10 protein-coding genes are annotated in these 15,552 nt (G+C 47.4%); 6 read left to right on the forward strand and 4 right to left on the reverse strand.

Going from position 1 to position 15,552, the window contains the following annotated elements:
* Window positions 1-156: 156 nt before the first annotated feature.
* Window positions 157-1,356 (reverse strand): M20 metallopeptidase family protein, encoded by a 1,200-nt coding sequence (locus tag M3080_RS00005; RefSeq protein WP_022473570.1) that lies wholly within the window; start codon window positions 1,354-1,356, stop codon window positions 157-159.
* A gap of 323 nt (window positions 1,357-1,679) precedes the next feature.
* Between M3080_RS00005 and xpt the strand changes: the two genes are divergently transcribed.
* From xpt to M3080_RS00035, 6 genes are all read left to right on the forward strand, one after another.
* A complete protein-coding gene (gene xpt / locus M3080_RS00010) occupies window positions 1,680-2,246 on the forward strand; it encodes a xanthine phosphoribosyltransferase (RefSeq protein WP_022473571.1) in 567 nt (188 codons plus the stop codon).
* A 10-nt stretch (window positions 2,247-2,256) separates the two neighbouring features.
* Complete coding sequence (locus M3080_RS00015; protein WP_249091354.1) at window positions 2,257-3,627, forward strand: uracil-xanthine permease family protein; 1,371 nt, start codon at window positions 2,257-2,259, stop codon at window positions 3,625-3,627.
* 143 nt (window positions 3,628-3,770) lie between these two features.
* Window positions 3,771-6,407 carry a leucine--tRNA ligase gene (leuS, locus tag M3080_RS00020; RefSeq protein WP_249091355.1) on the forward strand — a complete coding sequence of 879 codons (2,637 nt, stop codon included), beginning with the start codon at window positions 3,771-3,773 and terminating at the stop codon, window positions 6,405-6,407.
* A gap of 107 nt (window positions 6,408-6,514) precedes the next feature.
* Entirely contained in the window at window positions 6,515-7,027 is a 513-nt protein-coding gene (locus tag M3080_RS00025; RefSeq protein WP_022473574.1) for an LPS-assembly lipoprotein LptE, read from the forward strand.
* Window positions 7,017-8,030 (forward strand): DNA polymerase III subunit delta, encoded by a 1,014-nt coding sequence (holA, locus tag M3080_RS00030; protein WP_249091357.1) that lies wholly within the window; start codon window positions 7,017-7,019, stop codon window positions 8,028-8,030. The genes M3080_RS00025 and holA overlap by 11 nt, the downstream gene beginning before the upstream one ends.
* A 5-nt stretch (window positions 8,031-8,035) precedes the next feature.
* Entirely contained in the window at window positions 8,036-9,223 is a 1,188-nt protein-coding gene (locus tag M3080_RS00035) for a THUMP domain-containing class I SAM-dependent RNA methyltransferase (protein WP_249091359.1), read from the forward strand.
* Here M3080_RS00035 and M3080_RS00040 read toward each other — a convergent pair.
* The 3 genes from M3080_RS00040 to hrpA are packed head-to-tail and all read right to left on the reverse strand — an operon-like array spanning window position 9,220 to window position 15,511.
* Window positions 9,220-9,591, reverse strand: coding sequence for a GtrA family protein (locus M3080_RS00040; RefSeq protein ID WP_249091361.1), 372 nt, complete (start codon window positions 9,589-9,591; stop codon window positions 9,220-9,222). The two genes, M3080_RS00035 and M3080_RS00040, sit on opposite strands and share 4 nt — an antisense overlap.
* Window positions 9,578-11,554, reverse strand: coding sequence for a heterodisulfide reductase-related iron-sulfur binding cluster (locus M3080_RS00045; protein WP_249091362.1), 1,977 nt, complete (start codon window positions 11,552-11,554; stop codon window positions 9,578-9,580). Before M3080_RS00045 ends, M3080_RS00040 begins: the two co-directional genes overlap by 14 nt.
* A gap of 24 nt (window positions 11,555-11,578) precedes the next feature.
* On the reverse strand, window positions 11,579-15,511 hold the full coding sequence (hrpA, locus tag M3080_RS00050) for an ATP-dependent RNA helicase HrpA (RefSeq protein WP_249091363.1): 3,933 nt from the start codon (window positions 15,509-15,511) through the stop codon (window positions 11,579-11,581).
* Window positions 15,512-15,552: the final 41 nt, after the last annotated feature.

The following is a 15,552-nucleotide window of genomic DNA, read 5'->3' on the forward strand; positions in this document are numbered from 1 at the left end:
AGCCTTTTCTTCATTGCTGGGTATTTTCGGCTGGCGGCAAATTGAATACGGAACCTACTACAAACTCTAGCTGACTATATTGAATTACCAATCGGCTCTCAGCTTCATCGAAGAAGCTGAGAGCATTTTTTCAGTTAATCAACACTGAAACAGCGTTTATTTGGCCAATGCCTCCAGACGTTTAATTGCCATATTGGCTACAACGCTGACAGCAACCGGCAAAACCTCGTCATTGAAGTCAAAGTTTGGATTGTGGAGACTGACGGTATGCTCATCATCCTTAATACCAACGCGAATAATGCAGCCGGGCACTCTTTGCAGATACTCGCTGAAGTCTTCAGAACTCATGAAAGGATCAATCACTTTAACGTGATCTTCCCCCAAAAGTTCACCGGTCACCTTCAGTGCCGCCTCTGTCTGAGCCGGGCTATTGATGACAGAACCGCATTCATGGACGTACTTCAACTCCACTTCACAACCGTTGGCTGCGGCAATGGACGGCACCATGGTCTTGACGACCTCTTCGATCTGAACACGTGTTTGCGGCAAGAACGTGCGAATGGTGCCGCTTAACGTACATTCTGCAGGTACAACATTCATGGCTTCAAAACGACCGGCATTGATCGAGCAGATGGAAAGAACCGCCGTATCAATCGGATTGACCTTACGGGAAACAATCGTTTGCAAAGCCGTTACGATTTGGGCTGCTACCGGAATGGGGTCCACGCCTAAATGAGGACGGCCACCATGAGTTCCCTTCCCCTTCACCGTGATGTAGAGACTGTCTGAGGCAGCCTGCAAAGGACCTGGTTTGAAACCGATCGTTCCCTTGGGCAACATCGGTTCTGTATGGCCACCATAAATTTCTTCAATACCATACTTTTCCAGTAAGCCAGCTTCAATGAGGGTACGCGCACCCTGGCTAATCTCTTCTGCAGGTTGGAACACCAAAACGACTTTACCCGGGAAGTCACGATGGGAAGCTAAATAACGAGCCACGCCCAAAAGCCAAGTTGTGTGGCCGTCATGTCCGCAAGCGTGCGCATAGCCTTCATTTTGACTGACCCAATCCTTGCCGCAACGATCGTTCATCGGCAGACAATCCATATCGGCACGAACACCGATCGTGTGTCCCGGGCGATTACCCTCAATAACAGCAATAACTGCTCCCTTGACAAAATCGGTATTGATATCCGTGACACCCCATTGACGAAGGTGATCACAAATGACACCAACTGTGCGCTCGGTATTAAAACCGTACTCGGGATGACTATGAAGATCGTGACGAATTGCTGTTAATTCATCTGCCCACTGAGCCACGTCAGGCAACAAACGGTCTGCTAGCAGTACTGCCATTGTTATTTCTCCTAAAGAAGGGATCAAACGCTACATCACAATAATTAATATCGTTAGTCGTTTGAATAAAAAAAGTTATGAGAAACTTTAGCACTAATGCAGTGATTTCTTCTAAACGAAAGTGGCTAAAGAAGCGAAATATTCTCCGAGCCGTATAATTGCGCCATCTCTTCTTTGTTCTCAACAAGATAGCCTTTGGATTAGGTTCTACCTATCTATTTTCAGAGCTATTTTGTTGGACTGGCAGGTACTCACTGAAATTCTTTACTGAAAGGAGACGGCGTACCGGATCCAACAGGATATCGTCGGGCGCCGAAAATACTATGAAAGCACTCAAAGAGCGCATTCTTCGAGACGGAAAATGTCTTGACGGTGGCATCCTTAAAGTCGATAACTTCATCAACCATCAAATGGATCCCATTTTGATGAAATCCATGGCTGTCGAATTCGTCCGCCGCTTCGCCAGCACCAAGATCAACAAAATTCTAACCATTGAAGCAAGCGGCATTGCACCTGCCATCATGGTGGGTTACTTGCTCGAATTACCCGTTGTCTTTGCGAAAAAGAAAGTTCCGAGCACGATGGACAATATGCTTGCAACAAAGGTATTTTCCTTCACCAAAAACCGTACTTATGACGTTTGCGTCAGTAAAGATTATCTCTGCCCCGGTGATAAGGTTTTGTTCATTGATGACTTCTTAGCCAATGGCAATGCCGCCAAGGGCATTATGGACCTCGTCAATCAAGCCGGTGCAGAACTCGTCGGCATGGGCTTTTTAATTGAAAAAGGCTTTCAAGCCGGTGGCAACGAACTTCGTAAGATGGGTATTCATGTTGAATCCCTTGCTATTATCGATAGCTTAGACAACAACAAGATCACACTTCGCTAAAGGAAAAAACGTGGCCGAATTAAATCTCGAAGAGCACTCTTACAACTCTAAATCTTCTGAGTTAATTTACGGACTGGAAGACCGTCCTCCCTTAAAAGAGACCCTTTTTGCAGCACTGCAGCATATGCTGGCCATCTTTGTGGCCATCGTAACGCCTCCCCTGATCATTGCAGGAGCTTTGCAATTGGATCTTGAAACGACGGGCTATCTGGTTTCCATGTCTTTGATGGTTTCCGGTATTGCCACGTTTATTCAATGCCGCACCGTAGGCCCCATCGGTTGCGGCTTGTTGTGTATTCAGGGAACCAGTTTTTCCTTTATCGGTCCCATCATCTCCGCGGGTCTCACCGGAGGACTTTCGGCGATTTTCGGCGCCACTATTGTTGCGTCCACCGTGGAAATGTTTGTTAGCCGAATTCTGAAATACACACGCCGCGTGATCACTCCGCTTGTTTCTGGCATTGTGGTGACCTTAATTGGCATGAGCTTAATTAAAGTCGGCATCATTGCTTGCGGTGGCGGCTACGCTGCCAAGGCGGCCGGCACTTTCGGCAATTTTCAAAATCTAGGCATCGCCGCTTTGGTTCTTTTTTCCATCATTTTCTTTAATCGCAGTTCCAACCGTTATCTTCGGATGAGTTCAATTGTCATCGGTTTAGCGATCGGCTACGTTGTCTCCTGGTTCTGCGGAATGGTGGACTTTTCTTCTGTCAAAAGCTACAGCGGCTTCAATGTTCCCATCCCGTTTAAATACGGTGTGTCATTTGACTGGGGCGCCATTATCGGTCTCGGTCTTGTTTACCTCATCACAGCCATTGAGGCCTACGGGGATGTCACCGCAAACTCCATGATTTCCGGTCAGCCTTTCCGTGGCGATCAATTCATGAAACGCGCGCAAGGCGGCATTCTCGCCGATGGTTTTAATTCCATGTTGGCCGGTATGCTCAATTCTTTCCCCAATTCCATCTTTGCTCAAAACAACGGCATGATCCAATTGACCGGCGTAGCCAGCCGTTATGTCGGCTACTTCATTGCCGGCTTTTTGATTTTATTGGGACTCTTTCCTGCCATCGGTTTAGTGTTTTCTTTAATGCCTGACCCGGTCTTAGGTGGAGCGACATTGCTTATGTTCGGTACGGTTGCCGCCGCAGGCATGCGAATCATTGCCAGCCAACGCATTGACCGTAAAGCCATTTTGGTCATTGCCTTAAGTTTCTCGTTTGGGTTAAGTGTTGAACTTGTTCCGGAAATTCTTTCCCAATTCCCTGAGACGCTTCGCAATATTTTTGCCTCAGGCATCACCACCGGCGGTTTAACGGCCATTATTGCCAACACGCTGATTCATATTGAAGAATATCAAGACAACAAAGACGAGCAATAAGCGCATCAAAGCTCCCGAAAGTTCTCGGGAGCTTTTTTCAAAATACTGCATAGGGTATTTCGCTTACCGCAAACTCTCTAAAAGACCGAACAAAACCGTTATACTTTTCAAATTCGCTTAATTAACTGTGATTGGATAGCACTATGCGTGAAACCTACTCTCCGCAAACTGTTGAAGCAGAGGTGCAGGCAGCTTGGAAAAAAGCTGATGTCTACCATGCTCACGAACATGCTAAAGACAAGAACGGCAAAGAAAAACCCAAGTTCTATGTTTTGTCCATGTTGCCTTACCCGAGCGGTAAGTTGCACATGGGTCACGTCCGCAACTACACATTAAACGACGTGATGTATCGCTACCTTCGTATGAAGGGCTACAACGTGATGACCCCGATGGGATGGGATGCCTTCGGTTTACCGGCAGAAAACGCCGCCATTAACCATGGCATTGCTCCGGCCAAGTGGACTTTTGACAACATTGCAGAAATGAAAAACCAAATGCAACCGTTGGGTCTTGCATTTGACTGGAGTCGTGAAGTAGCCACATGTACGCCTGAGTACTATCGCTGGAACCAGTGGATGTTCCTGAAAATGTTGGAAAAGGGCATCTGCTACCGAAAGACCCAAATCGTTAACTGGGACCCGGTTGATAAGACCGTCTTGGCCAACGAACAGGTTGTCGATGGTCGCGGTTGGCGCTCCGGTGCTGTTGTTGAAAAACGTGAAATTCCCGGCTATTACCTCGGTATCACTCAGTACGCTGACGAACTCCTAAAAGACCTTGACACGCTCAAAGGTTGGCCAGAACAAGTCCGCAGCATGCAGGAACACTGGATCGGCAAATCGGTTGGTGTGAAGCTTGCTTTCCCCTACACGATTGACGGTAAAGACGAAAAACTGCAGGTTTTCACCACTCGTGCGGACACTTTAATGGGGGTGACATTTGTTGCTATCGCCGCTGAACACCCCTTGGCCAAGCGTCTGGCTCAAGACAATCCTCAGGTTGAAGCCTTTATTCAGGAATGCGCCAAGGGCGGCGTCAGTGAAGCTGATTTGGCCACCCGTGAAAAAGAAGGCGTTCCGACAGGCTTTTGCGTCAAACATCCGCTCACCGGTGCAGACGTTCCGGTTTGGGTCGGCAATTATGTGTTAATGAGCTACGGCGAAGGCGCCGTTATGGGCGTTCCGGCTCATGATGAACGTGATTTTGCTTTTGCTAAGAAATACAACTTGCCGATTAAGCAGGTTGTCGGCATGCCCGGCAAGACTTACAGTACGGACGCTTGGGAAGAATGGTACGCCGATAAGAGTGATGCCACTGAGCTGGTTAACTCCGGCGAGTTTGATGGCCTGACCGTTCACCAAGGCATTGACAAAATCGCTGATGCTCTTCAAGCCAAGGGCTTGGGTGAAAAACAAACCCAATTCCGTATTCGTGACTGGGGTATCAGTCGCCAACGCTATTGGGGTACACCGATTCCTATCATCAATTGCCCGCATTGCGGCCCTGTTCCGGTTCCGGAAAAAGACCTCCCAGTGGTTCTGCCCACTGACTTGGTGCCTGACGGTTCCGGCAATCCGTTAAATAAGTGTGAATCGTTCCTAAAGTGCAAGTGCCCGAAGTGCGGCGGTGACGCAACCCGTGAAACCGACACAATGGACACGTTCGTTGATTCTTCGTGGTACTTCATGCGCTACTGCTCACACGATTGCGACACAGCAATGGTTGATGAACGCAATGATTACTGGGCTCCGGTGGATCAATACATCGGCGGTATTGAACACGCCGTATTGCATTTGCTCTATGCACGCTTCTGGACCAAGGTCATGCGTGACTTGGGACTCGTGAAGTTTGACGAACCGTTTACACGGCTTTTCACTCAAGGGATGTTGACTGCCGAATGCTATTACCGCGAAATGCCCGATGGTAAGAAGCGTTGGTACTACCCGGATGAAATTGAGATCTTCTACGATGAAAAAGCCCGTCCGGTTAAAGCTATTGCTAAGGACGATGGTCTGCCTGTCACCATGGGCGGCGTCGAAAAGATGAGTAAGTCAAAAAACAATGTGGTTGAACCAAAGACCATCATTGACAAGTTCGGTGCCGACACGGCCCGCAGCTTCGTGATGTTTGCAGGACCTCCCGATCAATCGGCCGCTTGGAGCAATTCCGGTGCGGAAGGGACGTTCCGCTTCCTGCGCAGACTTTGGAACTGGTGCTTCAAGAATAAGGAAGCGATTGAAAAGGCGGGTGCTGTTGAAGTCTCTGCCCTTACGGCCGAACTGAAGAATTTGCGTCGTGACATTTATCAGTCGCTCAAGCAGGCAACGGCCGACATTGACCGCATGCAGTACAACACCGTTGTCTCTGCGACGATGAAGATGCTCAATTCGCTCGAAGGCGTGAAATCATGTCAAGATGCCGCCACCGCGTCCGTATTCAAGGAATGCGCCAGTATCTTGATTCGCACCCTTTATCCGATTGCGCCTCATATTACAACGCAGCTTTGGCAAGACCTGGGCTTTGAGTCCGCCATGGGATCTATCCTTGACGCCCCCTGGCCAGAAGTGGATGAAAAAGCGTTGGTAGCCGATGACATGACTTTGGTTGTACAGGTCAACGGTAAATTGCGCGGCTCAGTGACGGTGTCCGCACAGGCCGATAAAGAAAGCATTGAAAAAGCCGCCCTTGAAAACGAGAATGTGAAGAAATTCACTGAAGGCAAAGTGATCCGCAAGATCATTATCGTGCCGAAGAAACTCGTCAATATCGTCGCGGCATAATCAATCTGAGTCACCTCCTGCAACGAGTCCCGAAGCCAACCAAGCTTCGGGACTTTTTGCCTATAATGAGCCTATTGCCTACTGGACATACTTTTGGGAATTCAATTATGGCTTTGGCCCGACGTTCATTTCTTTTTTCTGCTCTGGCTTGCACACTGTTGGCAAGCGGTTGCGGTTTTCATCTCCGCGGACAAGTGACTTTGCCCTTTCAGACGCTCTACGTCAACATGCCGGTCAATGACAAAGTCGCTGCAGATATCAGGCGAATGATTGCGGCCTCAACCAATGTGACAATCGTCTCTCAAGCCAATAGGGCTGATGCTATTTTGGAATTGCTCTCTTCCGGCCGTCACCGTGAAGTGATTTCCGTCAATATGCAGGGTGAGGATCGCGACTACCAATTGACCCTGAATATGACTTTCCGACTGGCAACTCCCGACGGTGAAGAATTTTTCCCGCCGACAACATTTACCGCTTCACGCACCATGTACTACAACGATGACGAGTACCTGTCTCGTGCGTCTGAAGAAAATGTTCTCTACAACGAAATGCAACAGGATCTGATTTCTCAGTTGCTCAGTCGTCTCACAACCGTCGAACCCATCCCGCATGAATATTAAAAGCGAAGAACTGGGGAGAATCCTTGATCGAGAACGCGCTCAAGGGCAACTCTCTCCCCTTTGGATTATCGTTGGAGAAGAGCCCCTTTTGGCGATGGAAGCAGGCGATGCGTTGCGCTTCACAGCAAAAGAATTGGGTTATTCTGAGCGCGTTGTTCTGGCCATGAGTTCAGTGAGCGACTGGTCACCGCTTCTGGATGCGGTGAGTTCTGTATCGCTTTTTGATGATAAAAAAATTATTGAATTAAGATTTTTATCTTCAGGTCCTGGTGTTAAAGGCGCTAAAGTATTGGCTCAATTTACCGAATTAGTCCCGCAAATTGATTCCACCGTTACCGTTATTCACTTAACACAAACCGACTATTCAACACAAAAAACAACCTGGTTTAAAAATCTTGCCGCGAGTGGCCATGTCATCTCCTGTCAACCGGTTTCCCGAGCACAGTACCCAGCCTGGATTAAAGAACGTTTACGCAAACAAGGTCAAAGCATGCAGGAGCAGGCCTTGAATTTTTTTGCCGAGCAAACCGAAGGGAATCTGATGGCTGCCAAACAAGAGCTCATGAAACTGGATTTGCTGTATCCGGGAAAGGAGCTCACGTTGCGCGAAGTCGAAGACTGTGTGATGAATGTGTCTCGGTATAGCATTGAAGACCTTCTGGAAGCTATCGCTCAAGCCGATGTCGCTCGCACGACTCGAACTGTCAATGGCATGCAATCCGAAGACGAACCCATGCCTTTTGTTTTAATGCGAGTGAGCAGCTTCCTCAGAGACACGCTTGCCCTCACCGTGGATCGACAAGCTCCCGTTATGCCCTCTGTCCGCGCGTTAGCCGGTCAACTCGCCAGACGCTCAACGCCAGCCAAAATTGCCAATATGCTTGCCCGTTGCGCGGATTTAGACCGTTTGGCCAAGGGGCTTACTGTTCAAAATAAAGATGATGTGTGGTCGGAATTAAAAACACTGTGTGTATTTCTTGCCCACGCTGCTAATAGGAAATAATCGTTATGGCTGCCTATCACTTTTTTGCGGTTTGCCCGCGTACTCTTGAGCCGATCTTGGCTCAGGAACTTCAATCATTGGGCGCACAAAATATCAAAGTCAATGCCGGCGGCGTTCTTTTCGAGGGACCTCTATCCTTGGCGATGAACGCATGCTTGAGAAGCCGCTATGCCAGCCGAATATTGCTTCGTATTGCTACCAGACAGTACTACGACAGCCACGATATCTACGACATGGCCCACGTTTTACCCTGGGAACGTTTCTTCGATGTTGATGCCAAAATTCGTGTAGACATTACAGCGCATCGTTCACCGCTTGAAAGTCTGGATTTCACCACCTTACGCATTAAAGACGGCATTTGTGATCGGTTCCGAGAAGGCTGCGGAAAACGACCCAGTATTGAAAAAAACAATCCTGATGTTCGTATCCATGCCTTTATCAATGAGCGTTACTGCACGTTCTATTTAAATTTATCCGGAGAGCCTTTGTTTAAACGGGGCTGGCGCGTTGAAAAAGGTGAGGCGCCCCTTAAAGAAAACATGGCCGCAGGCCTTTTGGCGCTTTCCGGTTGGACACCGGATCAACCCCTGTTGGATCCCTTCTGCGGCTCAGGCACCATTGCTATCGAAGCAGCACAAATTGCCTGCAATATGGCTCCGGGCCTAAATCGTTCCTTTGCCTTCGAAAAACTGAACATTTTTGATTTGCAAGAGTGGCAAGAAATGAAAGAGGACGCAAAGGCAGAGATTAATCTTCATGCCCCTGTGCAAATTCGTGGCAGCGATATCTCTTCCATTGTCGTATCAAAAGCCCAAGCCAACGCTCAGCGAGCGGGTTTACAGGCTCTTTTAGATGATGGCCGCTTAGTGTTGACACAAGGCGATGCCCGACAAGTTAGCGCTTTCTCTGACAAAGGGTTCATCGTCACCAATCCCCCATACGGTGAACAGTCCAATCCGAAGAGTGCAACAGTTGCATCCATGATGAAAAATGTTGCCGATAATCTCAAAAAATCTTTCTCAGGCTGGACAGCTTGGATGCTGACAAGCGACAGAAAGTTGCCTTCCCAAATGAGATTGTCAGAATCAAGAAAAATTGTGATCTTCAATGGTCCCTTGGAATGCCGGTTCTTTAAATTTGAGATGGTCAAGGGGTCATTTCGCAATAAAAAAGCGGACTCAGAAACCGCTTAACGAAAAACGAACACTTTCGTTAAAACAAAACCCAACGCTAGACTGGTCGCAGATGAAAGAACTAGGGTGATAAGAGGATACCAATTGCTTTGATCTGCGCACCAACCGATACCCCAAGAGATACCGGCCATAATGATAGTCATCTTGATGTAGCCGGCAAAATTTCTTTGCTTCTGAAAAGTAAATTTTGCGTTCATGACGTAGGAGAACGTTACTGCAATCAAAAATCCCAACAAATTGGATAAGCTCTGAGACAAGGAACCGAACTCGTAAAAGCAGCCAAAGGCTCCCCAATGGATCCCTGTGTTGAGTACCCCAATAGCTGCGTAGGTTAGAAATTGCCGAAACCGATCGTCAACTCTGAACATTGTCTAAACCTTTAGCGACAATTTCAGACAGCTCTTCAATATCCATCCCAGAGAGTACTTTATCCTCGCTCATGGCACTTTCAAACATCGTCAAACAATGCGGACAGCCAACGGCCACTGTTGAAGCTGAACGACGCAAGTCCGTTAAACGAATAAAGTTAATTTTTTTCGTTGAACTTTCCATCCACATTTGCCCGCCGCCGGCGCCACAGCACATTGCCGTTTTTCCTCGTTGCAGATTCTCAACACGGGTGATGCCGCCCACAGCATCCAAAATTTTTCTGGGTGTTCCCACACTGTTGTTATACCTGGCCATGTAACACGGATCATGGAAAACGACCTTTTCGGCTTGCTTAAGTTGCGGCTTAATACGCCCAGACTCAATCAAACCCAAAATGAGCTGGGTGTGACTTACCACATCAAATTGTCCGCCTTCAAACTGCGGATACTCGTTCTTTAATGTATTGAAGCAATGCGGACAGTGGGCCAAGATATGTTTGAATTGGTACTTACGCAAATTCTCAATATTTTCCTGAGCCGCCAGCTGGAATGTGTATTCTTCCCCGCTTCGTCTGGCGAAGTCACCATGACAACGTTCCTCTTGCATAACAGCAAAAGAAACGCCGGCAGCATGCAAAATCTTAACCATAGCTCGCGCAATTTTTTGTGCACGACGGTCATAAGAGGCTGAGCATCCGACCCAATAGAGATAATCAACGGGCTTGCCTTCAGTTGCAATTGGAACATCCAACCCTTTTGCCCAATCCAAACGCGAAGCCGGATCCATTCCCCAAGGATTTCCGACACTTTGAGTATTTTGTAGTGCTTTGGCTAAACCGGCAGGAAATTCCCCCATCTCAAGCGCCAAGTGTCTGCGCATATCGACAATGGTTGAGGGTAAATCCAATCGTGCCGGACAGGCTTGCATACATGCCCCGCACGTTGTGCAACTCCAAAGTGCTTCTTTGCTGACAATGTCTCCGACAAGTTCCTTGTCATTGGGGTGATGCAAACGCTTCTTTAAGGATAAAACCAAAGCTTTCGGATCCAAAGGAGCTCCTGCACGCAAGGCCGGACAAACTTCCGAGCAACGGCCGCACTCAGTGCAAGCATCAAAATCCAAGCGTTGCTTCCAACTAAATTGATCAAAGTTGGAAATACCGAAAGATTCCTGTTCCTCAATATCTTCAATCTTTGCCAGTTGTCCTTTCGGAGCAAGTTTTCGCCAATAAATATTGGTCGGCGCTTTAAACATATGGCCAAAAAAGGTGAACGGAATGAGCGCAACAAAAATCAAAGCCCCAGCCCCATGGACCAACCACCAGGTAAAGTGTGCCCCCTGAAGCTGATCAGGCGTGAACATTTTGAGGAAAACTAATGAAAAGGCATACCCGACCGGAGAGTAAATAGCCCATTCGGGTTGTTGAGCCGCCAAACGCAGTCCTTCAACAACAAATCCGGTCAACACAATAATGGCCAACGAGGTCAAAATCCAAGCAAAGCGCCAAGAGCGCTCTAATTTTTTCCCTTTAACCGCAAAACGTCTCCATGCTGCGACAGCCAAACCAATTAATGTCAGAAGACCTGCTAAGTCCAAAATAAATTTGTAGGCAAGATACAGGTTACCCTTCAGTAAGCGCGCATCGAACAAATAATGAGCGATATCCCAATCGAGAACCGCGGTCGCAGTACCAAAAAAGAGAAAAACGAATCCCCAAAAGATAAAGAAGTGAATTAAGCCGCTTGGCGTTTTCAATAAACGCCGATGCATGAAGGCATCACGCCAAACTCCCATCCACCGATCTTTCTTATGCTCGGGAAGGTTCAGGGGACGCCCAGCGCGCCAAAGGCGTACACATTGGCAAATGCCGATGATGCAGGCGATCACCGCAACAAGCCCAACGACATATACACCAATCTCGGCCCAAAACGGAATGTTCCAAAATGCTGGACGAATCGGCATTGATTCCATAACTTTGTTTTCCTGTTAGTACTTAATGGAAGACCACACCTTATCGAGCCGTTTAACACTGACGGGCATCGGCGTCCTTAACTTCTGCGCAAATAACGACACCCTAAGCTCTTCGATCATCCATCTGAATTCTTCTAATCGATTATCCGCAACCCCTTTTCGCGAAGCCAATTCTCTTTCATACATCGTGACAAAGCGAGAAATATCACGCATTTTTTGAGCATCTTTTTCAGGCTCATCACGTCTTTTCTCCAGACGTACCAGAATAGCTTGAAGGTAGCGCGGATAATGCGACAAATGCAGGTAGCCAATTTTAAGCAAAAAATCCTTAAAAAACAGACTCTTTAATTGGTGCTCGATATCCTCTAACACCCACTTGTCAGAGCAAGACTTTAATTTCTTAATAACTAAAGCCGTATCGGAAATAATTTGGCTCAGAAGTCTTGAAATATCTTGGGCAATTAAATTTAACTTTCCTTTTGCCTCTTGACGTCTTGACTCAAATTGCTCGGCATTAACCGGTAAAGGTTCGGTCATTGCGCACTGATTCAAAGAAGCATCAATAACGGCCTCCCGCATCGCCTCGAAACTATCAAAAACGTCCGCCATGGGTTCAAGCATCGCCGCTTGCATTTGAACCGATTGCAATGGCTTTAAACTTTTTTCCAAATAACGGATTTGTTCCCGAAGCTGTAATTTGAAAAGGCGCAACAAGCCTTTTTGATGTTGACGCGCGGCTTCATCAGGATTATCAAAAACTTCCAGTGAACAGTAACTGTCATGATCCACCAATGCCGGATGCCCAATAAGAGACTGTCCCTTTCGTTTGATTTCCATGATGTCAGGCAACTCACCAAAGTCCCATTGAGTGATTTCCTGATCACATTCATGAGAAACTTCACTGTCTTGAGCCGCCACCTGTTGGAAGGATTTTTGAGCTTGTCCTCCTAATTCGGATTTCAGAATAGCTAAATTTCTCCCCATTTCAATTTGTCTGCCGTACTCATCGAGGACTTTAAAATTCATCGTTAAATGTGCGGGCAACTGCTCAAGTTTAAAGTCCTCTTGTCTCGGACGAATAGCGCACTGCGACTCAATATCATCACAAAGAACTTGCAATAAAGGTTTAGTGCCGAGAACATCGGCCGCTCTTTGAGCAAAGCCTTTGGCATATTCGGCTAAAGGCACACAATGACGTCGATAGCGCTGCGGCAAACTCTTTAACAAAAGCTGAACTTTCTCTTTAAGCATTCCCGGCACAAGCCACTGCGTTTTAACCTCATCGACCAAATTAAGCGCATAAAGAGGAACAGCAAGTGTCACCCCATCTCTCGGGCTGCCAGGTTCAAAGTGATACGTCAGCGCCATGGATACTCCCTTCATATCCATTGCCTTCGGAAAATACTCCGTTGTAATGCCGCTTGCTTCATGACGCATCAGCTCATCACGGGACAAATAAAGCAATCGAGGATTGTCTTTTTCCGCCTTGCGTCTCCACTGTTCAAAAGTAACAGCGCTGACGACTTCTGCAGGAATGTGTGAATCATAGAATTGAACAATGAGTTCATCATCAACCAAAACATCCAAACGTCTGGCTTTATGTTCTAGATTTCGAATTTCACGGACAAGCTGCTGGTTATGTTTGAAAAACGGCGCTTGTGTTTCAAATTCTCCATTTACCAAGGCCTCTCGGATAAAAAGCTCTCGGCAAAGCGCAGGATCCTTATCGGTGTAGGTGACTTTTCTTTGACCATAAACGGTCAGCCCGTAAACGGTTCCTTTTTCCATCGCCATAACCGCTCCGGCTTTTTTCTCCCAGTGCGGCTCTGAGTAGCTTTTCTTTATCAGATGGGCGCCAACTTTTTCTATCCACTGTGGATCTACATCGGCAACGGTTCGAGCAAAAAGTCTTGACGTTTCCACTAATTCCGCAGCCATTATCCAACGGCCGCATTTCTTTACCCTGGGTGAACCGGGCCAGATATAGAACTTAATACCCCGAGCTCCCAAAAAAGGCGCTGCTTTAGGCTCGGCATCCGGAATTTTGTACCCTAAATTCCCTAATAATCCGGACAGCAACGCCGTGTGAACTTGTTCATAGGTTGCCTCTTTATCGTTAAGCTGCCAACCTAATTCAGCGGTTAATTCCTTAAGTTGTCGGTAAACGTCACGCCATTCTCTCAGACGTCTAGGGCTTAAAAATTTGCGCCGGAACTCTTCGGTAAGTTTGCGATTGCTCTCCTTATGATCCATGGCATTTTGTACGTAGCGCCATAATTTCACAAATGTTGAAAAATCGCTTTTGTCATCAGCCATTGAGCGATGAACATTGTCGGCGGCTTCCTGCCGATCCAACGGACGTTCTCGAGGATCTTGTACGGAGAGAGCGCTCGCAATGATGAGCACTTCAGCCAGTGATCCATTTTCTTTTGCAGCCAAAAGCATTCGAGCAACTTTAGGGTCAACGGGAAGCTTGGCCAATGCTCGTCCGATATCCGTTAAACGCTCACGCTCGTCTAAAGCATTTAATTCTTTCAGCAGTGAAATTCCATCGACGATAGCCCGATTGGGCGGAGCTTGCACAAAGGGAAACGCACGCACGTCACCTAATCTCAAGGCCTTCATTCGTAAAATAGCCGCCGCCAGATTCGTTCGCATGATTTCCGAATCTGTAAAGGCAGGACGACGCGCGAAATCTTCTTCACTATACAAACGTATACAAATCCCGTTGGCCACGCGGCCACAACGGCCGGAACGCTGATTGGCTGATGCTTGACTGACCGGTTCAACCAGCAACTGATCGACTTTGTTGCGATAGGAATAGCGTTTAACTCGGGCCAATCCCGTATCAACCACATAGTGAATGCCAGGGACAGTAATGGAGGTTTCTGCTACATTGGTCGAAAGAACTATGCGACGCTTTTCACTGGTTTTAAAAACTTTTTCTTGCTCTGCGGCTGACAGTCTCGCATAAAGCGGAAGAATTTCCGTCGTTGGCGGTTGCGTGCGAGTCAATGTTTCGGCAGCCTCTCGAATTTCGCGTTCACCCGGCAAAAATACCAAAATGTCTCCGGGACCTTCTCGCGTCAATTCATCGCACGCATCCGAAATCGCATTCATCAAACTTTTATCATCCGTTTCGTCTTCATCTTCCGGCGCGCGATAACGGATTTCGACCGGATAGGTACGACCGGAAACCGTCAAAACAGGTGCCGGCTGACCTTTTTCGTCCGAGAAATGCTTGGCAAAACGCTCACTGTCAATCGTAGCTGACGTGACGATCACTTTAAGATCGGGTCGTTTTTTTAATAAACCTTTCAGATAGCCGAGCAAAAAGTCAATATTGATACTTCGTTCATGCGCCTCATCAATAATGATCGTATCGTAAGCTTTTAAAAGAGGATCTCCCTGAGTTTCGGCAAGCAAAATGCCATCAGTCATGAGTTTAACTTTAGCGCCTGGATCCGTACGATCTGTAAAACGAATCTTAAAACCCACCCATTGCCCCAGATCGGTACCGGTTTCTTCGGCCAAACGTTTGGCAATAGAGGAAGCCGCGATACGCCGAGGCTGCGTATGTGCAATTTTTCCCTTTCTTCCACGACCGGCTAACACACAAAGTTTTGGCAACTGAGTGGTTTTCCCGGATCCCGTTTCACCACAAAGGATCAGTACCCGATTTTTCTTAATGGCTTCAATAATCTCTTTAGCTCTTTGAGAGACAGGAAGACCCGGCGCAGGCGTCAGACGAGCATGTACCCCGGCTTTGGCGTTTGCCTTATTTGATGCAGAATTTTCATCGGCTTCTTTTTTCTCGGTACTTTTATTTTTTTCTTTTGTTATACGTGCTGCTTTCTTTTTTTCTGCCTCAAGCGCCTGGGCTTGAGCTTGTTGCTTTCGCGCCTGCATCAAACCGCTCAATTGATCTCGTAAACTATTTCCACTCACTCTTTCTTCCTTAAGATTCTTTTCTCACCTAAAGCAAGACA

Source organism: Parasutterella secunda, from assembly GCF_023336895.1.
In the GTDB taxonomy this organism is placed as follows: domain Bacteria; phylum Pseudomonadota; class Gammaproteobacteria; order Burkholderiales; family Burkholderiaceae_F; genus Aphodousia; species Aphodousia faecalis.